Below are 21409 nucleotides of genomic sequence, written 5' to 3' on the forward strand. Positions count from 1 at the left end.
GTGCGGTGCTTCAGCCCTTCACTGCGCCGGAGGTCAGTCCGGCCACGATGCGCCGCTGGAACAGCAGCACGAAGACGACGATCGGCACGGTGATCACCACGGCGGCGGCGGCGATCGAGCCGGTGGGCTGCTGGAACTGGGAGCTGCCGGTGAAGAAGGCGATGGCCGCGGGGACGGTGCGCGCGGCGGTGGTGGAGGTCAGGGAGATCGCGAAGAGGAAGTCGTTCCAGCAGAAGATGAAGACCAGGATCGCGGTGGTGAACACCCCGGGCGCCGCGAGCGGTGCGATGACCAGCCGGAACGCCTGTGCGGGGGTCGCCCCGTCGACCTTGGCTGCCTTCTCCAGGTCCCACGGGATCTCCCGGAAGAACGCCGACAGCGTGTAGATCGCCAGCGGCAGCGAGAAGGTCATGTAGGGGATGATCAGCCCGGCCCACGTGTCGAAGAGCCCCAGATGGCGCTCGATGTTGAACAGCGGTGACACCAGGGAGATCGGCGGGAACATCGCGATCAGCAGCGAGGTGCCGATCAGCAGCCCCTTGCCGGGGAAGCGCAGCCGGGCCACGGCGTACGCGGCCATCGTGCCCAGCGTGACGGCGATGACGGTGGAGATCAGGGCGATGCCGATGGAGTTGACCAGCGCGCGGGTGAACTCGGAGGTCGCGAAGATGCCCCGGTAGTTCTCCAGGGTCCACTTCCGGGGGATGAGACTGCCGTCGGACAGGGTGCTCGGGTCCTTGAAGGACAGGGCGACGATCCACCACACCGGGAACAGGGCGTAGAGCACGACCACGGTGTTGACGGCGCTCCACCGGGCGATCCGCCGCCGCTGCGCCGGGCTCGTACTCATCGTCCGCGGTCCTCCGATCCGGGGGCGGCCGTGCCGAACAGCCTGATGAAGGCGAAGGCGATGAGCGCCACGCAGAGGAAGATCAGCACGGAGATCGCCGATCCGATACCGAGGTTCAGCGCGGTGAAGAGGTTGTCGTAACCGAGGATCGACACCGAACCGGTGCCGTTCGAGCCCTGCGTCAGCACATAGATGTTGTCGAAGATCCGGAACGCGTCGAGGGTGCGGAAGAGCAGCGCCACCAGGATGGCGGGCTTCATCAGCGGCACCGTGACCAGCCGGAAGCGCTGCCACCGGCCGGCCCCGTCGACCATGGCCGCCCGCAACGTCTCCTCGGGCACCAGGGCCAGACCGGCGAGCAGCAGCAGCGCCATGAAGGGGGTGGTCTTCCACACCTCGGCCAGGATGATCAGCCCGATGGCCTTCCAGTGGTCGGTCAGCGGGGCCTCGCCGGCCGCGTCCACGAGGTAGCCGATGCCCGGGGTCCAGGCGTACTGCCAGGAGAACGCGGCGACGACGGTCACGATCCCGTACGGCAGCAGGATCGCGGTGCGCACGGCGCCGCGGCCGAGGAGCGCCCGGTGCATGACGACGGCGAGGGCCATGCCGAGTACCAGTTCCACCGCGACCGAGACGACGGTGATCACGCAGGTCACCCAGAAGGCCTCCCACCAGAATCCCGAACCCAGGACGGCGGCGTAGTTGTCCAGGCCCACGAACCGGGCCAGCTGGGGGAAGCGCAGGTCGTAGCGGTGCAGTGACAGGTAGACCGCGTAGACCACGGGATAGGCGGTCACCGCGAGCATGACGAGGACGGCGGGCGCGCAGAGCAGCAGGCCGAGCCGCCGCTCCTGCCGGGCACCCGCCGAGAGCCGCGTCACGGGACCAGCCCCTTGGACTGCAGCGCGTCCTCGATCTGCCCCCTCAGCTCCCGGACGGAGCCGACGGGCCGGATCGAGGCGGGTGGTGACAGGGTGTGGGAGACCGCGATGGACACGTTCTGGTACGCGGGGGTCCTGGGCCGCAGGGCGGCGTTCTCCAGTTCGGCCAGGATGTCCTTGGCGAAGGGGTAGCTGCGCTCGATCGCGGGGTCCGTGTAGAGGCCGCGCAGAGTGGGCGGCAGGCCGCCCCGGAGGGCGGCGGTCAGCTGGTTGTCGCGGTCGCGCAGGCACAGCGCCGCCTCGAAGGCGAGTGCGGGCCGGCGGCTGTAGGCCCCGACGGCGAGGTCGATGCCGCCGATGGTGACCCGTGCGGGACGGCCGGCGTCGACCCGCGGGTAGCGGGCCCATCGGAAGTGCCGGAACAGTTGCGGGTTGTCGGCCTTCATCGCCGGATACACGAAGGGGTAGTTCAGTTCGAAGGCGGCGCTGCCCGACTCCATCGCCAGCCGGTTCTGGTCCTCCGTCTGGTTGGCGAGCGAGGGGTCGGCGGCGGGCGAGGCCGCCAGCTCGTGCATGATCCCCGCGGCGCGGACGGCGGGCGGGCCGAGCGAGGGCGCGGTGGCGTCCCCGTTCAGGATCGACCCGCCGGCGCTGGCGACGAGCGTGTTGAACCAGACGGTGAGCCCCTCGTACTGTGCGCCCTGGACCTCGACGCGGTGGGGTTTGCCGGCCTTCGCCAGGGCGCGGGCCGCGTCCAGCATCTCGGCCCAGGTGCCGGGCGGCTCCGGCACGAGGTCCGCGCGATACCAGAGCAGCTGGATGTTGGTGTTGTACGGGGCGGCGTACAGGCGGCCCTTCCAGGTGGCCGTGAGCAGCGGCGCGGCGAGGGTGTCCCGGACGGCCTCGGCGCGGTGCGCCCCCGTCCACGGGCGGATCCAGCCGGCCTCGGCGAATTCCGGCGCCCAGGTGACGTCCAGTCCGAGGATGTCGAGGGCCGGATCGTGCGCGGCCAGACGGCGTACGAGCTGCTGCCGCTGGCCGTCGGCCGTCCGGGGGAGCTTGTTGTAGCGGATGACGTAGCGTCCGCCCGAGGCGCGGCTGCAGCGGTCGGCGGCCTGCTGCAGCGCCCCGGAGTCGTCGGGGAAGTTGTACCAGTCGAGGGTCGCCCGTCCGGAGGTCCGGGATGCGCCGCCGCAGGCGACCGCCACAGCCGCGAGGGCGGCCACCGCGACAAGGGCCCGGCAGCGCCGCACCGCGCACGCCATAGGCACCTCGCTCCCCTGGCCGGACACAAGCCGGCCCCGGACCATGAAGCGCCGCCGGGAACCGCCGACGGCGCCTCAGGGGCGTGTCGGGCGCCCGGATTCACGCGGTCGGCGCAACCCTCCGCGGCTGACCCGGTGCCGGTGTCCCGCCGCCGGGGACACTGGCAGGGTGCCCGGCGCCCTCCCCGCCCCGCTCGCCGACCTCCTGCGGCGCACCAACGACCCGATCGTCGTGCAGACGGCGCGCTCCACCGTGGCCGCGGTGCTGTCGTACGCCGTGGCCGTGTGGCTGCTGCCCAACCCCAAGCCGCTGACGGCCCCGCTGACCGCCCTCCTCGTCGTGCAGGTGACCCTCTACACGACGGTGACCACGGGCATCCGACGGGTGGTCAGCGTGGTGGCGGGCGTCCTCATCGCGGTCGGCTTCGCCGAGCTGATCGGCCTGACGTGGTGGAGCCTCGGGCTGATCATCCTGGCGTCGCTGGTGATCGGTCACTTCATCCGCGTGGACGAGTTCGTGGCCGAGGTGGCGATCAGCGCGATGCTCATCCTGGCCGTGCCGGCGCCCTCCGGCGAGGCGCTGGACCGCGTACTGGAGACCCTGGTCGGGGCGGTCGTCGGGGTGCTGCTGAACGTCGTCGTGCCGCCGCCCGCCTTCGTGGAGCCGGCGGGTGACGCGGTGCGCGAGCTGGCCGAGCACATGCGCGCGCTGATGCTGCGCATGGGCCGCGAGGTGCGCGGCGGCGCGACCGCCGAGCAGGCCCGCTCCTGGCTGATGGACGCGCGGCGGCTGGACAACGAGATCGCCCGGTTCGACGCCTCGTTGCGCAGGGCGGAGGAGGGAACCCGGCTCAACCCCCGGGTGAAACCGGCGGAGGGCGCGATGACCCGGCTCCTGCTGCGCAGCGGGCTGGACACACTGGAGGTGTCGACCGTCCTGCTGCGGACGCTGTGCCGCTCGCTGACGGAACTGGACCGGGAGCGCGGCCGGCGGGAGGCGCTGTTCACCGGCGAGCTCGCCGTGGGCATGGACGAGCTGTTCGCCGACATGGCCGACGCCGTGGACAGCTTCGGCCGGCTGATCGCCGCCCAGGTCACGGCGGGCGCGGACCAGGCCGAGGCCCGTCTGGAGGACGCGCTGCGCCGGGGCCGGGAGGAACGGGACCGGATCGCGTCGCTGCTGCGGGCGGAGACCGAACGGCGCTGGGAGAGCTGGGACCTGTACGGGGCGCTGCTGGCCAACATCGACAGGCTGCTGGACGAGCTGGACCTCGAGAAGCGTTCGCTGTGGCTCTCCGAGCAGCTCGTCGCCGCCGCGCCGCGCTCGACGACGTTGTCCGGCCGGATGCGCCGTCAGGCCCGCGCCATGGCCGCCCGGCTGCGCAGGGGGTCCCCCGGCAGGACCGGCTCGGGACGGGAGGGGCGGGGCTGATGCCTCATGCTGGGGGGATGGACCTGCTGAATGTGTGCGTCGCCGGGGCGACGGGCTGGACCGGCGAGGCGGTCGCGCGGGCCGTACTGGACGCCGGGGACCTGCGGCTGCGGACGGCGGTGGCGCGGTCGGCGGCGGGGGCCGACCTCGGCGCGGTGTGGGGCGGTGCGGAGCTGGGGGTGCCGGTCTTCAGCACCGTCGACGACGCGCTGGACGGGGTCGACGTGCTGATCGACTACACCTCGCACACCGCGGTGGGCCGGCACGTGCGCGCCGCGGTGGTCCGGGGGGTCCACGTCGTGGTCGGCTCCTCGGGACTGTCCGGCGCCGACTACCAGGAGATCGCGGCGCTCGCCGAGGAGCACGGGGTCGGCGTGGTGGCCTCCGGGAACTTCTCACTGACCGCCGCGATGGCCCAGGCGGCCGCCCGTCTGGCGGCCCGTCATCTGCCGCACTGGGAGATCATCGACTACGCCTCCGCGACCAAGCCCGACGCCCCGAGCGGCACCGCCCGTGAACTCGCCGAACAGCTGGCCGCCGTTCGGCGGCCCGAGTACGCGGTGGACCCGGAACGCACGGCCGGACACCCGGAGGCCCGGGGCGCGACGATCGCGGGCACGCAGGTCCACTCGCTGCGGCTGCCGGGCTACACCCTCGCCGTCGAGGCGCAGTTCGGGCTGCCGGACGAGCGGCTGGTGATCCGGCACGAGGCGGGCAGCTCCCCCGCCCCGTACGTCGCGGGGACCCTGCTCGCGGTTCGTGCGGCGGCCGGCCGCCGGGGGCTGGTACGCGGGCTCGACACCCTGTTGCTGGGCGGGGACTGACGTTCCGTTCCCCGTGGCACTGCGTCACTTCCTTGGCCACGCTGTCGCCCGGACGCTCCGCTCGACGGGCGGGCGTTTGCGGCGCGGCGTACGACTGGATCGCAGAGGCGGCGATCGCCGCCCGCCACGCGTCCGAGGAAAGGACCCTCATGCGAATCAGTCTGATGCGCCGCACCGCTCTCGGCGTCGCCACCGGACTTCTTGCCACCGGCTTCATGGCCGCCTCGACCGGCAGCGCCCTCGCCGCACCGGGCAGCGACGACAACAAGAACGGCTCCCACAGCAAGAACAACGACGACTACGGCGACGACGACGACGGCGGCTACGGCGGCGGCAACGACGACGGCGGCGGCTACGGCGGCGGCAACGACGACGACGGCGGCTACGGCGGCGGAGGCAACGGCCGCGGCAACGGCAACGACGACGGCGGCTACGGCGGCGGAGGCAACGGCGGCGGAGGCAACGACGACGACGGCGGCTACGGCGGGGGCGGCCGTGGAGACAACGGCGGCGACAACGGCTACGGCGACGACGACGGCGGCTACGGCGGCGGCGGCAACGGCCGCGGAGGCAACGGCCGCGGAGGCAACGGCCGCGGAGGCAACGGCCGCGGCAACGGCAACGACGACAACGGCGGGGACAACGGCAACGGCAAGGGCTCGAAGGGCGGCAACAACAAGGGCGGCAAGGGCGGGGACAACGGCAAGAACAGCAAGGGCGACAACGCCTCGTACAAGGACAAGGACGAGAACAACAACAAGAACAACAACAAGAACAACTACTCGGGCAAGGACAAGGACAAGGGCCACCACAAGAAGGCCGACCACAAGAAGAAGCACAAGAAGCACCACCACCGGAAGTACTGCAACCACAAGAGGCACCACGGCTACGGGATCGGCTACGGCTACAGCGTCAGCTATGGCTATGGCATCGGGCTCGGCAGGGGCCTCTACGGTCTGGGCTTCGGCAACGGCTACGGCAAGGGCCACGGCGGCCACGGCGGCTACGGAAGGGGCTACGGCTTCGGGTTCGACGACTTCGATTACGGCTTCGGCCACAAGTTCGGCCGCGGCTACGGCGGCCTCTACAACGTCGGCCTGCTCAACGTGATCATCTGACGCGGCACCGCCGCGGACACGACGAGGGCCGGGAGGAACGTCAGCGTTCCTCCCGGCCCTGTGGCGTCCGTGCCGCCTGCCTCAGTTGAGGTCGGAGGCCTTGATGTAGCCGCTGTCGACGAGCAGCTTCTTGTAGTTCTTCTTGTCGACGCCGACCGGGTCGAGCAGGTACGCCGGCACGATCTTGTTGCCGTTGTCGTACTGCTCGGTGTCGTTGACCTGGGGCCGGTCGCCGCTGAGGATGGCACCGGCCATCGTGACCGCGACCTCGGCGAGCTTGCGGGTGTCCTTGTACACCGTCATCGACTGGTCGCCCTTGATGATCTCCTTCACGGAGTCCACCTCGGCGTCCTGACCGGTGACGAGGGGCATCGGCTTGGCACCGGTGCCGTAGCCGTCCGCCTTCAGCGCCTCGATGACACCGCGGGCGATGCCGTCGTTGGGGGCGAGGACGGCGTCCACAGTGGAGCCACCGTGGTAGTACTGCTTGAGGCGGGTGGCCATCGTCTCGGTGGCGATTTCCGCCTGCCACTTGAACGTCGCCACCTGGCTGAGCCGGGTCTGGTCGCTCTTGACCACCAGCTGCTTGCTCTCGATGTACTTGCCGAGAACATCCATCGCCCCGTTGTAGAAGAACTGGACGTTGTTGTCGTCGGGGTCACCCGCGAACAGTTCGAGGTTGTACGGGCCCTTGCCGTCCGCCAGCCCCAGCTTCTTGACGATGTACTGGGCCTGGATCTGGCCGACCTTCAAGTTGTTGAAGCTCGCGTAGTAGTCGACGTTGCTGGAACCGAGCAGCAGGCGGTCGTAGGCGATCACCTTGACACCCGCCCTGGCCGCCTTCTGAAGGGCGTCACCCAGTTCGAACCCGTCGACCGCGCCGATGATCAGGAGCTTGTCGCCCGAGTCGATCATCTTCTCGACCTGGTCGACCTGCGTGTCGACATTGTCGGCGGCGTACTTCAGGTCGGTCCTGTACCCCTTGGCCTTGAACTGCCTGACCATGTTGTCGCCATCGGCTATCCACCGGGTCTGCGCCCTGGTGGGCAGGGCAATGCCCACCGTGACTTCACCGCTCTCACTACCCGACTTGTCACCGCAGCCCGTGGCCGCGGCCGTCAGCGAGAGGGTGAGGACCACGAGCGTCGCGGTACGCAGCCTGGCAGCTCTGCCAGCGTGCATCGACTCATTTCCTTTCGGGCCGAACAAAAATGTGCTCTCATCGCCCACCCCCGAGAGCGACAATGTCCGGGCCCGTCACGGAAGTCCGTGGCAGCCCAGCGATCCGCCGGAGCCCGGTGAACTGCTGATGCGTCAGGCCCGAGGAGTACTGCGGGAGGATGACGGCCACGGGCCGTGCTCCCCGTCCCGACGCGACCCGTGACCACCGGGCCGCACCTGGATGGATACCTCGAAGTTGGATCCGGACAATAGCACAGCCGCTCGCACGGACGTTCAGCCGACCGGCACCGCGTTCGGGCTCGCCTCGGTACCGCTCCCGGGAACGGGCTCGGAGGCGTCGGCGCCGAGCGCGACGATCCGGTTCTCCGCGTCGACGTGCACCACGCTCGGGCGCAGCGCGCGGGCCTCCGCGTCGTCCACCTGCGCGTAGCTGATCAGGATGACGAGGTCGCCGGGGTGCACGAGGTGGGCGGCGGCGCCGTTGATGCCGATGACCCCGGAGCCGCGGCGGCCCTCGATCACGTAGGTCTCCAGGCGGGCGCCGTTGGTGATGTCGACGATGTGGACCAGCTCGCCGGGAAGCAGGTCGGCGGCGTCCATCAGATCGGCGTCCACGGTGACGGAACCGACGTAGTGCAGGTCGGCCTCGGTCACGGTGGCTCGGTGGATCTTGGACTTGAACATGGTACGCAGCATCGGATGCTCCAGGTGTCAGGCTCCCTGCCTGCGTTTTTGCAGGTCAAGGGCGGTTTCCCCACTCTACAACGAGCCGCCTCCCCGGTCGACGGCCGTCCCGCGATGCGGCCGTCGAAACGGCGGCCCGCACACCGGGGTCAACGCTCGCTCGCGTCAGTCCCTGCCGCTTCCACCCCGGCTCTAGGCAAGTGGACCAATCGCCGGATATCTTCCGACCCGCCGCCCCTTGGAGCGGCGCGGCACTGGCTCGGGGAAGGGGGCACCGTGCGCGAGTTCAGCCTTCCGCCCCAGGTGGAACAGCTGCGGTCGGGGGGACTCGCCGACTCGGTGTACGAGGCGGCCGAAAAGCGCCCCCACGCCGCCGTCCTGGCCCGACGCGACGGGCACGAGGGCGACGCCTGGCAGGAGGTGAGCGCCGCCGCGTTCCGCGACGAGGTGGCCGATCTGGCGCGGGGCCTGGTGGCCGAGGGGATCCGCTTCGGCGAGCCGGTGGCCGTGATGGCCCGCACCCGGTACGAGTGGACGCTGTTCTCCTACGCGCTCTGGTCGATCGGCGCCCGGATCGTCCCCATCTACCCGACGTCGTCCGCGGAGCAGGTCCGCTGGATCCTCTCCGACTCACGGGCGGTCGCCATCGTGGTCGAGCACGAGGACCACGCCATGACCGTGGGCGCGGTGTGCGACACGCTGCCCTCGCTGCGCCGGATCTGGCAGCTCGACGCGGGCTGCGTCCGCTGGCTGGGGACGCTGGGCCGGCAGATCCACCCGGTGCTGCTGGAGCAGTTGCGCTGGGCGGTCGAGCCGCAGTCGGTGGCGGTCATCGCGTACACCTCGGGCACCACGGGGCCGCCCAAGGGGTGCCTGATCACCCACGCCAACCTCGCCGCCGAGTGCGACACCCTGCTGGCCGGCTACCGCTCGATCTTCGCGCCGGCCGGGGTGCGGCCGTCGGTGCTGGCGTTCCTGCCCATGTCGCACATCTACGGGCTGATGGTGACCACCTGCGCGGTGCGCGGGGGTGTCCTGCTCGGGCACCAGCCCGACCTCGCGCCGGGCGAACTGCTGCCCGCGTTCCGGTCCTTCCGGCCCACCATCCTGCTGGCCGTCCCGTACGTCTACGAGAAGATCATCCAGGGCGCCCGCAACACCGCCACCCTCGGCGGCAAGGCCCATGTCTTCGACCGGGCGGCGGACGTGGCGGTGCGCTACGCGGAGGCCGTGGAGCGGCACGCGCTCGGTTCGGGGCCCGGCCCGGGTCCGCTGCTGAGGGCGGCGCACTCGGCGTTCGAGCGGATGGTCTACGGGCGGATCCGGGAGGTGCTGGGCGGACGTGTGCACTACACCGTCTCCGGCGGGTCCCCGCTCAGCCGGGACCTCGCGCTGCTCTTCGCGGGCGCCGGGCTCACCATCTACGACGGGTACGGGCTGACCGAGACCACCGCCGCCGTGACCGCGCAGCCGCTGGGGAAGGTGCGCTTCGGCACGGTCGGCCGGCCGCTGCCGGGCAGTGCGGTGCGGATCGCGCCGGACGGCGAGGTGCTGGTCCGGGGCACGACGGTCTTCGTGGGCTACCACGCCGATCCGGCCGCCAACGAGGAGGTGTGGCGCCGCGGTGGCTGGATGGCGACCGGCGACATGGGCACGCTGGACCCGGACGGGTATCTGACCATCACCGGCCGCAAGAAGGACATCATCATCACCAGCGGCGGCAAGAGCGTGGCCCCGCTGGTGCTCGAGGAGCGGCTGCGGGCGCATCCGCTGATCTCGCAGTGCATCGTGGTCGGCGACAACCGGCCGTTCGTCGCGGCGCTGGTCACCCTGGACCGGGAGGCGGTGCAGCTGCAGACGACGCTCACCGAGCGCGAGGTGCTCGGGGAGATCCAGCGCGCGGTGTCGATCGCCAACGCGGCGGTGTCGCGGGCCGAGTCCATCCGAGCGTTCCGCATCCTGCCGATGGAGTTCTCGGTGGAGAACGGGATGCTGACGCCCTCGCTGAAGCTCCGCAGGAGCACGATCGTCAGTGAGTACGCGGCGCAGATCGAGTCGATCTACGCCTCGTCGCCCTCCTGACCGGCGCCGCCCTCGCCGACCGCGTTCGCCTCGACGACCGCGCCGCCCTCGGCGAGCAGCCGGCGCAGCCGGTCGAGGAACGTCCGCTGCGGGGTGAGGATCCTGCCGTCCGCGGCCGGGCCGAGCGCGAACCACTCGGCCCGGTCGACCTCGGGGAACTCCTGGACGCGGCCGGAGCCCCGGGGCCACTCCATGGAGAAGGTCCCGGGCTCGACGAGGCCGGTGTCGAGGTCGCCCTCCAGGGCCCAGACCGTCACGATCTTCCCGTTGGGCTGGCGGTTCTCGCCGAGCGGCAGCAGAGTCCCCTCCGGCACCGGCAGGCCCAGCTCCTCCAGGAACTCGCGCCGGGCGGCCGCCTCCGCCGTCTCGTCGGGCTCGTACTCGCCCTTGGGGATCGTCCACGCCCCCGCGTCCTTGGACGACCAGAAGGGGCCGCCCATGTGGGCCAGCAGCACCTCGGGCGAACCGTCCGAGGTGCCGCGGAAGAGCAGGATCCCCGCGCTGCGCTTGACCGCCTTCTCTGCCATCCGACCAGTGTGGCCGCTCAGTCGCGGCCCAGCCACAGATCCGGGCCGAAGACCTCGTAGTGCACAGCGGAGGCCGGCACGCCGCGCTCGATGAGCTGGGCGCGCACGGCGCGCATGAAGGGCAGCGGGCCGCACAGGTAGGCCTGCAGGCCGTCCGGCAGCGGGACGCCGGAGAGGTCCACCCGGCCGGTGCGGTCGGCGGAGGCGGCGGTGCCCGGGTCCTCGTACCAGAAGTGGGCGCTGCCTCCGGGAAGCTTCTCGGCCAGCGCGCGGTGGTCCGCGCCGAGTGCGTGGTGGCCGGGCGAGCGGTCGCCGTGGACGACGGTCACGGGCGCCTCGTAGCCGCCGTCGGCCAGCTGGTGCAGCATGGCGAGCATCGGGGTGCACCCGATGCCGGCCGAGGCGAGCAGCAGGGGCGCGCCGTTGTCGTCGAGGACGATGTCGCCGTAGGGGGCCGACAGCTCGACGCGGGCGCCCTCGCCCACGTGGTCGTGGAGGTGGCTGGAGACCTCGCCCGCCGGGTCGGGGACGGCGCCGTGCACGCGCTTGACAGTGATCTGCCGGGTGGTGTCGCCGGGGGCGCCGGAGAGGCTGTACTGACGGATCTGCCGGGCGCCGTCGGGGAGTTCGACGCGCACCGAGACGTACTGGCCGGGGCCGAAGTCCGGCAGGGGCAGGCCGTCGGCGGGGCGGAGCCGGAAGGTGACGACGTCCTCGGTCTCCCGCACCCGCTCGGCGACCTCCCAGGGGCGCCAGGTGTCGCCGGCCAGGATGCCGCGCTCGGCGTACAGCCGCTGCTCGATGGCGATGAGGGCGTTCGCCATCAGCCAGTAGACCTCGTCCCAGGCCGCGGCGACCTCCTCGGTGACGGCGTCGCCCAGCACTTCGGCGATGGCGGCAAAGAGGTGCTTCTGCACGATGTGGTACTGGCCCGGGGTGATGCCCAGCGAGGCGTGCTTGTGGGCGATGCGGGCGAGCATGGCGTCGGGGCGCTGTCCCGGGTGCTCGACCAGGGCGGTGGCGAAGTGGGCGATGGCCCCGGCGAGTGCCTCGCGCTGGGTGCCCGCGGCCTGGTTGCCGCGGTTGAACAGATCCCGCAGCAGCTCCGGGTGGGCATCGAAGAGCCGTTCGTAGAAGAGCGCGGTGATCTCGGAGATCGCGCCGCCGACGGCGGGCAGCGTGGCGCGGACGGTCGCTGCGGACTTCTCGCTGAGCATGAACGGCTCCCTAATTGGTATCTGGAATTCGCATTAAAGGGCGTGCGGAAACCCGCCCACGGCGGGCGGTCGGTTCAGGTGGGTCAGCCCCGGGGACCGGGCGGGCCGGAGCCGACCAGCCCCACCAGGACGGGTCCGGTGGGCGTGGCGGTCAGATCGGCGACGGTCAGCGGGTCGAGGGAGGCGTAGAAGGCCTCCTGCGCCCGGCGCAGCGCGCCGCGGAGCCGGCAGGCCCCGGCGAGCGGGCAGGGCGTCTCACCCTCGCAGTCCACGACGTCCCCGACACCCTCCAGCTCCCGTACCAGGCGGCCGACCGAGGCCGTCCGTCCGGCGGCGGTGAGCTCGAGGCCGCCGCCGCGACCGCGGCGGGTCTCGACGACGCCCAGGTGCTGCAGTCGCGCCACGACCTTGGCCAGGTGCGAGTACGGGACCCGCATCACATCGGCCACGTCCCGGGCGGTGGACGGCTCGTCCTTGACGGCGAGAGCCATCACCGCACGGAGCGCGAGGTCGGTGGACTTCGTCAGGCGCATACCTTGAGGCTAGATAATGCGAATCCATGATTCAAGTTAAAGAGGGGCCGTGCGGCACAGGTCACACGTACTCCGCGGCGGCGTCCAGCAGCCAGTCCGCGAGGTAGCCGGCGAAGGAGGGGCGGACCAGCACCCAGAAGCCCGCTCTCACCTCGTCCCGGGCCACCAGCACCACCTGGGTCCGGGCCACCGTGGTCTGCGCGCAGCGGCCCGGCGCGAAGACCCGCGGGTGCAGGTCCAGCGAGCACCCGTGCGCCAACAGGTCGCGGGCGCGGGGACCGGAGACCAGCAGGGTGGTGCGCTGCGCGGAGACGTCGGTGACGGAGGCGTGCGCCTCTCCCGCGGCCTTGCGCAGCCGGGCCTCCAGGTCCTCCTGGGTCCCGGGCGGCCCGACGACGAGCCACTGGTCCGGTCCGAGCCACAGGACCGCCAGGTCGCCGGAGCGGACGGCGGTGCACGGCTCGAGGGGCAGCGGCCCGCCCAGGGCGAGTCCGGCCGCCTCGGCGGCCGGGCCCTTCGGGTCCAGGCGCAGGTCGATCTGCGCGAGGAAGGGGAGTTCCGCCAGCCGCAGCGCGCCGCCCGAGGCGCGCGTCGCGGCGGCGAGCCGGCCGGCCACGGCCGACAGCGGACTGCGGCGGGTGGTGGTGTCAGCCATCGCGGCGGGCCCCCTCGGGGTCGTAGAGGACGGGAGAAGCGACGGTCACGGGCACGAGACGGCCGCCGACGGGCGCGTACAGCCGCTCCCCCACCCGCTCCCGGCCGCCCTTGACCAGGGCGAGCGCGAAGGTGCGGCCGAGGGCGGCACTGCGGTAGCTGGAGGTGACGTGACCCAGCATCGGGACCGGCGGCTCGGGCAGGGCCGGACCCGCGACGAGGTGGGCACCCTCCGGGAGCAGCAGAGCGGGGTCCTCGGGCAGCAGGCCGACGAGGTGCTTGCGGTCGGGGCGCGCGGTGTCGGGGCGGGCGTGGGACCGCTTGCCGATGAAGTCGGGCTTCTTCCTGGACACGACCCAGCTCATCCCGAGGTCCTGCGGGGTGACCGTGCCGTCGGTGTCCTGGCCGACGATGGGGTACCCCTTCTCGGCGCGCAGCACGTGCATGGTCTCGGTGCCGTACGGGGTGGCTCCCGCGGCGTGCACCGCTTCCCACAGGGTCCGCGCCCGCCAGGGCGAGACGTTGATCTCGTACGCCAGCTCCCCGGAGAAGCTGATCCGGCACACGCGGGCGGGCAGTCCCGCGACCGTCGTGTCCCGCCACGCCATGAAGGGGAAGTCGGCGTTGTCCACCGCGAGTTCCGGGGCGAGTGAGCGCAGCACCGCGCGGGAGCGCGGGCCGACGAGGGCGACGGTGGCCCACTGCTCGGTCACGGAGGTGCAGTGGACGCGCAGTTCCGGCCACTCGGTCTGCAGCCACTCCTCCATCCAGTCCAGGACGGCGGCCGCGTTGCCCGTGGTCGTCGTGACCAGGAAGCGGTCCTCGGCGAGCCGGATGACCGTGCCGTCGTCGAAGACCATGCCGTCCTGGCGGCACATGACGCCGTACCGGATCATGCCGGTCCGCAGGGTGGACATCAGGTTGGTGTAGAGCCGGTCGAGGAAGAGCGCCGCGTCCGGGCCCTGGACGTCGATCTTGCCGAGGGTCGAGGCGTCCATGAAGGCCACGTCCTCGCGGGCGGCCCGGCACTCGCGCAGGACGGCGGCCGCCATGTCCTCGCCGGGCCGTGGGTAGTACCAGGGGCGTTTCCACTGGCCGACGTTCTCGAAGAGGGCGCCGAGCGCGGTGTGCAGGTCGTGCAGCGCCGTGACGCGGACCGGGTCGTGGAGCGACCCACGGTCGCGGCCCGCGAGCGCGGCGAAGGACACCGGGGCGTACGGCGGGCGGAAGGTCGTCGTGCCGAGGTCGGCCACGTCCACCCCGAGGAGGCCGGCGACGACGCCCGACGCGAGCACGCCGGAGGTCTTGCCCTGGTCGTTGGCGGTGCCCGCGGTGGTGTAGCGCTTGGTGTGCTCGACGGAGCGCATCCCCGCGCCGGTGGCGCGCGCCAGGTCGGCGACGGTCACATCGCGCTGCAGGTCCACGAAGCGCGGGCCGGGGGCCGCGACGGGGACGTCGAAGAGGGTCAGCGGCGGGCGCCCGGGGCCGGGCTCCGCCGGCGCGGGTCGCGGCCGCTCCGGCATGAAGCCCTCTGCTGCGAGCGCCCGCGCGGCGGCCGCCGCGCCCTCGGCGGGCGTGGCGGCGAACTCCACGGCCTGGTGGGACGATCCCGGCACCGGGACGAAGGTGCCGAGGGCGTCGTCGTACCGGAGGCCGCCGCCCGCCTGGCTGTAGAGGTGGCCCACGGGGTTCCAGCCGCCCGACACCAGCAGGAGGTCGGCCTCGATCCGGCGGTCGCCCACCAGCACGGCCGTCAGCCGGTCCGCTCCCTCGGTGCCGGTGACGTACTGCCCGTCGCGCGCGTCGACCACCGCCGCGATCTCCACGCCCGCGGCGGACAGGTCGCGGGTGACGACGTCGGTGCCGTCGTTGGTGGTGAAGACGACGGCCCTGCGCCCGGGGAGGACGCCGTAGCGGTTGACGTAGGTGCGGGCGGCGCCGGCCAGCATGACGCCGGGCCGGTCGTTGTCGGGGAAGGCCAGGGAACGCTCGTGGGCGCCGGTGGCGAGGACGACCCGGCGGGCCCGGATGCGGTGGACGCGTTCGCGGGCGACGTGGGCGGGGGCGGCGGCGCCGAGGTGGTTGGTGCGGCGTTCGACGGCGAGGACGTGGTTGTCGTCGTAGTGGCCGAAAACGGTGGTGCGGCGCAGGATCCGCAGCCCGGGGGCGGACGCGAGGAGGGCCTCGGTCTCCGCGGCCCGCTCCGGGGACCGGCAACTGCCGAGGAGGCTGCCGCCCGGCTCCGGCTGGTCGTCGGCGAGGATCACCCGTGCCCCGGTGCCGGCGGCGACGGCCGCCGCGGCGAGACCGGTCGGGCCCGCGCCGACGACCAGCAGGTCGCAGTGGGCGTGGACGGCGTCGTAACGGGCCGGGTCGGGCTCTTCGGCGAGCCTGCCCTGCCCGGGTAGGCCGGTCGCGACGAGGCCGTCGTAGAGCTCGACGGTCGTCGCGGGCAGCATCGGCTCCGGGAAGGGCGCCTCGATCTGCACGACGGCGTTGGGCTCCTCCACCCCGGCGGAGAAGATGCCCCGCGGGCGGCCGAGCTTGATGCTCGTGCCCGTGGCGATCACACCGTGGGCGAGGAGGGCGGAGGCCAGGGTGTCACCGCGGTAGCCGGTGTACGCGGTGCCGTCGAACGTGAACGCCAGGGGCGCGGTGCGGTCGATCCGCCCGCCCTCCGCGAGGCGGAAGGGCTGCGCCGGGTCACGGGCGGGCCGTAGGGCGGGGACCGCGGGTGCCGGGGGCGCGGACGCGTGGGCCGCGGGCGCCGGGGGCGCGGCGGTCCGCCCCTCCGGTCCGGGGCGCTCCGCGGTGGCGCCGGCCGCGGGCGGGGTGGGACCGCCGGCGACGAACCGGTTCGTCGCCGTGTCACGCACCGCGTTGAACCAGCGGCGGCACCCCGCCGTGTGCATCCAGCGCTCGGCGAAGGGTCCCTTGGGGTTGTCCCGGAAGAAGAGGTGGCGCGCCCACTCCTCGTCCGTCAGGGCCGCCGGGTCCTCGGGACAGGCGAGGTGCGCCTGGCCGCCGTAGTGGAACTCGGCCTCGTCGCGCGGCCCGCACCACGGGCAGGGGATGAGCAGCATCGGTCGGGCTCCTCAGTGGGCCACCGCGGCCGCGCCGTGTTCGTCCACGAGCGCGCCGGTGGTGAAACGGTCGAGCGAGAAGGGGGCGTTGAGGGCGTGCGGGGCGTCGTTGGCGATGGTGTGGGCGTAGACCCAGCCCACCCCGGGGGTGGCCTTGAAACCGCCGGTGCCCCAGCCGCAGTTGAGGTAGAGGTCGCGGACGGGGGTGAGGCCGACGATCGGCGAGGCGTCCGGGCTGACGTCGACGATGCCGCCCCAGGTGCGGAGCACGTGGGCGCGGGCGAAGACGGGGAAGAGCTCCAGCGCGGCGGCCATCTGCCGCTCGATGATGTGGAAGGCGCCGCGCTGCGTGTAGGAGTTGTACGCGTCGATGCCCGCGCCCATGACCAGTTCGCCCTTGTGCGCCTGGCTGACGTAGACGTGCACGGCGTTGGACATGACGACCGTCGGATGCACCGGCTGCAGCAGTTCGCTCACCAGCGCCTGGAGCGGATGGCTCTGCAGCGGCAGGTCGAAGCCGGCCATCCTCGACAGCACGGAGGAGTGGCCCGCGGAGCAGAGCGCGACCTTCCCGGCCGCGATGGGACCGAGCGTGGTCCGCACCCCGGTGACCCGGCCCCCGGCGATGTCGATGCCGGTCACTTCGCAGTTCTGGATGATGTCGATCCCCGCGGCGTCGGCCGAGCGGGCCAGGCCCCAGGCGACGTGATCGTGCTTGGCGATGCCCGCGCGCGGCTGGTAGGTCGCGCCCATCACCGGATAGCGCACGTCCGGCGAGGTGTTGACGATCGGGCAGACCTCCTTCACCTGCCCGGGATCCAGCCACTGCGCGTCGACGCCGTTGAGCCGGTTGGCCTCGACCCGGCGGACGCTGTCGCGCACGTCCTGGAGGCTGTGGGCGAGATTGAGGACACCGCGCTGGGAGAAGAGGATCGGGTAGTCCAGCTCCTCCTCCAGGCCCTCCCAGAGTTTGAGGGCGTGTTCGTAGATGCCCGCGCTCTCGTCCCAGAGGTAGTTGGAGCGGATGATGGTGGTGTTGCGGGCCATGTTGCCGCCCGCGAGCCAGCCCTTCTCCAGCACCGCGACATCGGTGATGCCGTGGTTGCGCGCCAGGTAGTGCGCGGTGGCGAGGCCGTGTCCGCCGCCGCCGACGATGACGACGTCGTAGGCGCGCCTGGGCTGGGGCGTGCGCCAGAGCCGGTCCGGGTGCTCCGGGAGCTCGGCGCCCGGAGTGCGGGGGGTCATCGGGCGTTGTCTCCGTCCTGCGACAGGTGCGGGTGGAGCGGGTGCGCGGCGTTCGCCTCGGGGTCGAGTTCGGCGAGGCGGGCGGTGAGCGGGTTCATGCGCGGGGCTTCCTCTCAGCGGCGTCGGCCGAGGTACGGGTGGTGCCGGCCACGGCGCTCAGCCGCGCAGGCGGGACATGGCCGGGTCGAACAGCGGCTCCGCGGCGACCTGTGCCGCCACGCGCTCGCCGAAGTACGCGATGTCGAGGGCGCGTCCCGGCACGGCGAGTTCCGCCGGCAGCCACGCGTAGGCGATGCCCTTGCCGATCGTGTGGCCGTACGCCGCGCTGGTCACGTAGCCGACGGGCCGGTCGCCGTCGTACACCGGTTCCTTGCCCATCACCACGGCCCGGGGGTCGTCGAGGGTCAGGCAGGTGAGCTTGCGCCGCACCTCGCCCCGGCGCCGTTCGAGCGCGTCCTTGCCGATGAAGTCTTCCTTGTCCTCCTTGACGGCGAAGGCCAGGCCGGCCTCGTACGGGTCGTGCTCGTACGTCATGTCGGTGCCGAAGGAGCGGTACCCCTTCTCCAGGCGCAGGCTGTTGAAGGCGCCGCGTCCCGCGGCGATGCCGCCCAGGGGCCGGGCGGCGGCCAGCAGTGTGTCCCAGAGCTTCAGGCCCAGGTCGGCGGTGGTGTAGAGCTCCCAGCCGAGTTCGCCGACGTAGGAAAGCCGCATGGCCGTGACGGGCACGGCCCCGATGTGCGCCCGCTTGGCCCGGAAGTACGTGAGGCCGTCGTTGGAGAAGTCGCAGTCGGCGAGCGGCTGGAGCACCTCCCGGGCGAGCGGGCCCCACAGCCCGACGCAGCAGGTGCCCGCGGTGACGTCGCGGACGGCGACCGTGCCGTCGGCGGGGAGGTGCCGCGTGAGCCAGTCCTGGTCGAGGTTGCCGTTGACGCCGACCTGGAAGAGGTCGCCGCCGAGGCGGGCCACCGTGATGTCGCTGCGGATGCCGCCGTCGTGGTCGAGGAGCAGGGTGTAGGTGACCGAACCCACCGACTTGTCGACATTGCCGGTGGTGAGCCGCTGCAGGAAGGCGGCGGCGCCCCGTCCGGTGACCTCCAGGCGCTTGAGCGCGGTCATGTCGTAGAGCGCGACGGTCTCGCGGGTGGCCTGGGCCTCGGCGCCGACGATCGGCGACCAGTAGCGGGCGGCCCAGTCGTCGGGGGTGGCGATGGCACGGCCCTCCACCAGGCCGGCGTTGGCCTCGTACCACTGCGGCCGCTCCCAGCCGTTCGCCTCCAGGAAGAACGCGCCCAGCTCCTCCTGGCGGGGATGGAAGGGGCTGGTGCGGATCGGGCGCGGGGCGCCGCTCGGCTGGAGCGGGTGGATGATGTCGTAGACCTCGACGAAGTTCCGGCAGTCTCGGGCGAGTACGTACTCGGGGGCGAGCTGGTGCGGCTCGAAGCGGTTGACGTCGCACTCGTGCAGGTCGAAGGAGGAGCAGTGGCCGTCGACGAGCCACTCGGCCATAGCGCGGCCGACCCCCGCCGAGTGGGTGACCCAGACGGCCTCGGCGACCCAGAAGCCCTTCACGTCCGGTGACTCGCCGAGCAGCGGCATGCCGTCGGTGGTGAAGGAGAAGAGCCCGTTGATGCCCTCCTCGATCTTGGTGTCGCGGGTGGCGGGCAGCAGCGCCCGGGTCTCGGTCCAGGCGTCGGCGAAGTCCTCCTCGGTGAACTCCAGGACGGAGGGCATCCGTTCGGCGTCGGCGAAGGAGGCGATGTCGTCGGCGGAGACCGGCATGGGGCGGTGGCCGTAGGAGCCGATGCCGATGCGGTCGTGGCGGTCGCGGTAGTAGAGGCCGGCGTCCTGGTGGCGCAGGATCGGGCGGACGGCCTCGTCGGTCTGGCCCGCCAGGGCGGGGACGGGGCCGGTCCACGCGAGCTGGTGGGCGAGCGGGGTGAGCGGCAGTTCCATCCCCGCCATACGGGCGACCTTGGGGCCCCAGATGCCGGCGCAGCAGACGACGACGTCGGCCGCCAGCTCGCCGCCGCGGTCGGTGACGACACCGGTGACACGGCCGTCGTCCCGCGTGATGCCGAGGACCTCGTGACGGTCGAGGAAGCGTACGCCGCGGTCCGCGGCGCGCCGTGTCTGCGCCTCGACGGCGAGGACGGCCTTGGCGAGGCCGTCGGTGGGGACGAGCAGTCCGCCCAGGACCCTTGAGCGGTCCAGCAGCGGGTGGAGTTCGGCGCACTCGTCCGGTCCGACGACCCGGGCCTCGACGCCCCACGCCGTCACCCAGCCGTGGCGGCGGTGCAGTTCGGCGAGTCGCTCGGGGGTGGTGGCCACCTCCAGGCCGCCGACCTGGAGGAAGCAGGGCTGCCCGTCGACGTCGAGGGAGCGGAGCTTCTCGACGGTGTAGCGGGCGAGTTCGGTCATGGTCTTGGAGGGGTTCGTCTGGAAGACCAGGCCCGGGGCGTGGGACGAGGAGCCCCCGGTGGCGGGGAGCGGGCCCTGGTCGACGACCGTGATGTCGGTCCAGCCCGCGGCGGAAAGTTCGTCGGCCAGCGCCGCCCCCACGACGCCCGCTCCGATGATGACCACTCGGGGTCCCGTCATCGCCAAACCTCCAGTTGCTGTCAGCGCAACAAGATTCAGGTTGCGCAACTCAATGTGCCGGGCGCCGGAGTGGGTGTCAAGAGGCCCTCCAGGGGCCGGAGAAGGCCCCCGCGGGCCCGGCGACGACCGGGAAACGGCGGTGCCCGGCGGGCTGTCGGAACACAGCCCGCCGGGCACGGGGAGCGCAGCGGTGAACGCGGGGAACGCGACGAACGCGCTGAGACCGTCGCCTACTTGATCCAGGCGTCGACCTTGGCCTCGTTGGCCTCGACCCACTTCTCGGCGGCGGCGTCGGGTGTCATCTTGTCCACGGCGATGTACTTGGCGACGAGATTCTGGTCCTCGTTCGTCCAGTTGAAGTTCTTCACCAGGCCGTAGGCGGGGCTTCCGGAGCCGGCGAACTTCTTGCTGACGATCTTGTCCAGGTCGTACACGGGGTAGTCGCAGGCGACCTTCGCGGCGTCGGCGTCGCAGCCGTCCTGGTACGGGGGCAGCTCGACCTTGGCGAGCTTGACCTCGGACAGGAACCACTGCGGCTCGTAGAAGTAGCCGAGCACCCACTGCTTCTTGGCCTCGGCCTGCCGGAAGGCCTGGATGAGGGCGGTCTCGCTGCCGGCGTAGACGACCTTGTAGTCCAGCTTGAGGTTCTTCACCAGTGCGGCGTCATTGGTGACGTACGACGGGTCGCCGTCGAGCAGCTGGCCCTTGCCGCCGGACTCCGAGGTGCGGAACTTGTCGGCGTACTTGTTGAGGTTCTTCCAGTCGGTGATGTCCGGGTACTTCTCGGCCAGCCACGGCGGCACGTACCAGCCGATGACACCCTTGTTGCCGGTCTGGCCGGCCTCGACGGCGGTCTTCTGCTGCTCGATGTACTTCTTCTTCAGGTCGTCGTGGCCCCAGTTCTCCAGGATCGCGTCGACCTCGCCGGTGCCGAAACCCTGCCAGGCGATCTCCTCCTTGAGGTCCTTCTTCTTGACCGTGCAGCCCAGCTTCTTCTCCGCGACGTAGGCCACGACCGCCGCGTCCGCCTCGTAGCCGACCCACGGGTTGACGGCCAGGTTGAAGGTGCCGCACTTGCCCGAGGAGCCGGCCGAGCCGGCGTCCGGCTCGCCGACCTTGGCGCCGCCGCAGCCGGTGAGGGCGAGCCCGAGAGCCGCGACTCCGGCCGCGCCGGCGCGCCATCTCGCGTGCCGGCCGGCCGCCGTCAGGTGTGTTGCCATGTCTTCCGCCTCCT

The 21409-nt window shown here is 72.0% G+C and carries 17 protein-coding genes; 4 read left to right on the forward strand and 13 right to left on the reverse strand.

What is annotated here, in order from left to right; all coding sequences use genetic code 11:
* Nucleotides 1–10: 10 nt before the first annotated feature.
* The 3 genes from ACWDAS_RS12285 to ACWDAS_RS12295 are packed head-to-tail and all read right to left on the reverse strand — an operon-like array spanning nucleotide 11 to nucleotide 2996.
* Nucleotides 11–850 (reverse strand): carbohydrate ABC transporter permease, encoded by an 840-nt coding sequence (locus ACWDAS_RS12285; RefSeq protein WP_450388961.1) that lies wholly within the window; start codon nucleotides 848–850, stop codon nucleotides 11–13.
* Nucleotides 847–1731, reverse strand: a complete 885-nt coding sequence (locus ACWDAS_RS12290; protein WP_450388963.1) for a carbohydrate ABC transporter permease — start codon at nucleotides 1729–1731, stop codon at nucleotides 847–849. The genes ACWDAS_RS12285 and ACWDAS_RS12290 overlap by 4 nt, the downstream gene beginning before the upstream one ends.
* On the reverse strand, nucleotides 1728–2996 hold the full coding sequence (locus ACWDAS_RS12295) for an ABC transporter substrate-binding protein (protein WP_450388965.1): 1269 nt from the start codon (nucleotides 2994–2996) through the stop codon (nucleotides 1728–1730). The genes ACWDAS_RS12290 and ACWDAS_RS12295 overlap by 4 nt, the downstream gene beginning before the upstream one ends.
* 169 nt (nucleotides 2997–3165) lie before the next feature.
* On the opposite strand from ACWDAS_RS12295, the gene ACWDAS_RS12300 reads away from it, so the two are divergent.
* The 3 genes from ACWDAS_RS12300 (at nucleotide 3166) to ACWDAS_RS12310 (ending at nucleotide 6370) form a co-directional block, all read left to right on the forward strand.
* Complete coding sequence (locus ACWDAS_RS12300; protein WP_450388967.1) at nucleotides 3166–4428, forward strand: aromatic acid exporter family protein; 1263 nt, start codon at nucleotides 3166–3168, stop codon at nucleotides 4426–4428.
* A 17-nt stretch (nucleotides 4429–4445) separates the two neighbouring features.
* Nucleotides 4446–5252 carry a 4-hydroxy-tetrahydrodipicolinate reductase gene (dapB, locus tag ACWDAS_RS12305; RefSeq protein ID WP_450388969.1) on the forward strand — a complete coding sequence of 269 codons (807 nt, stop codon included), beginning with the start codon at nucleotides 4446–4448 and terminating at the stop codon, nucleotides 5250–5252.
* A gap of 149 nt (nucleotides 5253–5401) precedes the next feature.
* Entirely contained in the window at nucleotides 5402–6370 is a 969-nt protein-coding gene (locus ACWDAS_RS12310) for a hypothetical protein (protein WP_450388971.1), read from the forward strand.
* An 81-nt stretch (nucleotides 6371–6451) separates the two neighbouring features.
* On the opposite strand, the gene chvE is transcribed toward ACWDAS_RS12310, so the two are convergent.
* Together chvE and panD are read right to left on the reverse strand one after the other, a co-directional pair.
* Nucleotides 6452–7552 (reverse strand): multiple monosaccharide ABC transporter substrate-binding protein, encoded by a 1101-nt coding sequence (chvE, locus tag ACWDAS_RS12315; RefSeq protein ID WP_450388973.1) that lies wholly within the window; start codon nucleotides 7550–7552, stop codon nucleotides 6452–6454.
* 273 nt (nucleotides 7553–7825) lie between these two features.
* Complete coding sequence (gene panD / locus ACWDAS_RS12320) at nucleotides 7826–8248, reverse strand: aspartate 1-decarboxylase (protein ID WP_450388975.1); 423 nt, start codon at nucleotides 8246–8248, stop codon at nucleotides 7826–7828.
* 264 nt (nucleotides 8249–8512) lie between these two features.
* On the opposite strand from panD, the gene ACWDAS_RS12325 reads away from it, so the two are divergent.
* Complete coding sequence (locus ACWDAS_RS12325; RefSeq protein WP_450388977.1) at nucleotides 8513–10318, forward strand: AMP-dependent synthetase/ligase; 1806 nt, start codon at nucleotides 8513–8515, stop codon at nucleotides 10316–10318.
* Here ACWDAS_RS12325 and ACWDAS_RS12330 read toward each other — a convergent pair.
* The 8 genes from ACWDAS_RS12330 to ACWDAS_RS12365 form a co-directional block, all read right to left on the reverse strand.
* Nucleotides 10297–10845 (reverse strand): NUDIX domain-containing protein, encoded by a 549-nt coding sequence (locus ACWDAS_RS12330; RefSeq protein ID WP_450388979.1) that lies wholly within the window; start codon nucleotides 10843–10845, stop codon nucleotides 10297–10299. The genes ACWDAS_RS12325 and ACWDAS_RS12330 overlap by 22 nt on opposite strands.
* A 17-nt stretch (nucleotides 10846–10862) precedes the next feature.
* Nucleotides 10863–12062: a globin domain-containing protein gene (locus ACWDAS_RS12335; protein ID WP_450388980.1), complete on the reverse strand. Its 1200-nt coding sequence runs from the start codon at nucleotides 12060–12062 to the stop codon at nucleotides 10863–10865.
* A gap of 83 nt (nucleotides 12063–12145) precedes the next feature.
* Entirely contained in the window at nucleotides 12146–12595 is a 450-nt protein-coding gene (locus ACWDAS_RS12340) for an RrF2 family transcriptional regulator (protein ID WP_450388982.1), read from the reverse strand.
* Between the two features lie 61 nt (nucleotides 12596–12656).
* Nucleotides 12657–13250, reverse strand: a complete 594-nt coding sequence (locus ACWDAS_RS12345; protein WP_450388984.1) for a sarcosine oxidase subunit gamma — start codon at nucleotides 13248–13250, stop codon at nucleotides 12657–12659.
* Nucleotides 13243–16332, reverse strand: a complete 3090-nt coding sequence (locus tag ACWDAS_RS12350; protein WP_450388985.1) for a sarcosine oxidase subunit delta — start codon at nucleotides 16330–16332, stop codon at nucleotides 13243–13245. Before ACWDAS_RS12350 ends, ACWDAS_RS12345 begins: the two co-directional genes overlap by 8 nt.
* A 12-nt stretch (nucleotides 16333–16344) precedes the next feature.
* Nucleotides 16345–17577 (reverse strand): sarcosine oxidase subunit beta family protein, encoded by a 1233-nt coding sequence (locus ACWDAS_RS12355; RefSeq protein WP_450388987.1) that lies wholly within the window; start codon nucleotides 17575–17577, stop codon nucleotides 16345–16347.
* 156 nt (nucleotides 17578–17733) lie between these two features.
* Nucleotides 17734–20175 (reverse strand): GcvT family protein, encoded by a 2442-nt coding sequence (locus ACWDAS_RS12360; protein ID WP_450388989.1) that lies wholly within the window; start codon nucleotides 20173–20175, stop codon nucleotides 17734–17736.
* 230 nt (nucleotides 20176–20405) lie between these two features.
* Nucleotides 20406–21395, reverse strand: a complete 990-nt coding sequence (locus ACWDAS_RS12365; RefSeq protein ID WP_450388990.1) for an ABC transporter substrate-binding protein — start codon at nucleotides 21393–21395, stop codon at nucleotides 20406–20408.
* Nucleotides 21396–21409: the final 14 nt, after the last annotated feature.

It is taken from the genome of Streptomyces sp. NPDC001070 (genome assembly GCF_053598835.1).

Coding starts and splice junctions, on each gene's coding strand:
- ACWDAS_RS12340 (WP_450388982.1), bottom strand. CDS start 12,595: ATGCGCCTGACGAAGTCCACCGACCTCGCGCTCCGTGCGGTGATGGCT.
- ACWDAS_RS12310 (WP_450388971.1), top strand. CDS start 5,402: ATGCGAATCAGTCTGATGCGCCGCACCGCTCTCGGCGTCGCCACCGGA.
- ACWDAS_RS12330 (WP_450388979.1), bottom strand. CDS start 10,845: ATGGCAGAGAAGGCGGTCAAGCGCAGCGCGGGGATCCTGCTCTTCCGC.
- ACWDAS_RS12285 (WP_450388961.1), bottom strand. CDS start 850: ATGAGTACGAGCCCGGCGCAGCGGCGGCGGATCGCCCGGTGGAGCGCC.
- ACWDAS_RS12360 (WP_450388989.1), bottom strand. CDS start 20,175: ATGACGGGACCCCGAGTGGTCATCATCGGAGCGGGCGTCGTGGGGGCG.
- ACWDAS_RS12295 (WP_450388965.1), bottom strand. CDS start 2,996: ATGGCGTGCGCGGTGCGGCGCTGCCGGGCCCTTGTCGCGGTGGCCGCC.
- ACWDAS_RS12345 (WP_450388984.1), bottom strand. CDS start 13,250: ATGGCTGACACCACCACCCGCCGCAGTCCGCTGTCGGCCGTGGCCGGC.
- ACWDAS_RS12335 (WP_450388980.1), bottom strand. CDS start 12,062: ATGCTCAGCGAGAAGTCCGCAGCGACCGTCCGCGCCACGCTGCCCGCC.
- ACWDAS_RS12365 (WP_450388990.1), bottom strand. CDS start 21,395: ATGGCAACACACCTGACGGCGGCCGGCCGGCACGCGAGATGGCGCGCC.
- panD (WP_450388975.1), bottom strand. CDS start 8,248: ATGCTGCGTACCATGTTCAAGTCCAAGATCCACCGAGCCACCGTGACC.
- ACWDAS_RS12355 (WP_450388987.1), bottom strand. CDS start 17,577: ATGACCCCCCGCACTCCGGGCGCCGAGCTCCCGGAGCACCCGGACCGG.
- dapB (WP_450388969.1), top strand. CDS start 4,446: ATGGACCTGCTGAATGTGTGCGTCGCCGGGGCGACGGGCTGGACCGGC.
- chvE (WP_450388973.1), bottom strand. CDS start 7,552: ATGCACGCTGGCAGAGCTGCCAGGCTGCGTACCGCGACGCTCGTGGTC.
- ACWDAS_RS12350 (WP_450388985.1), bottom strand. CDS start 16,332: ATGCTGCTCATCCCCTGCCCGTGGTGCGGGCCGCGCGACGAGGCCGAG.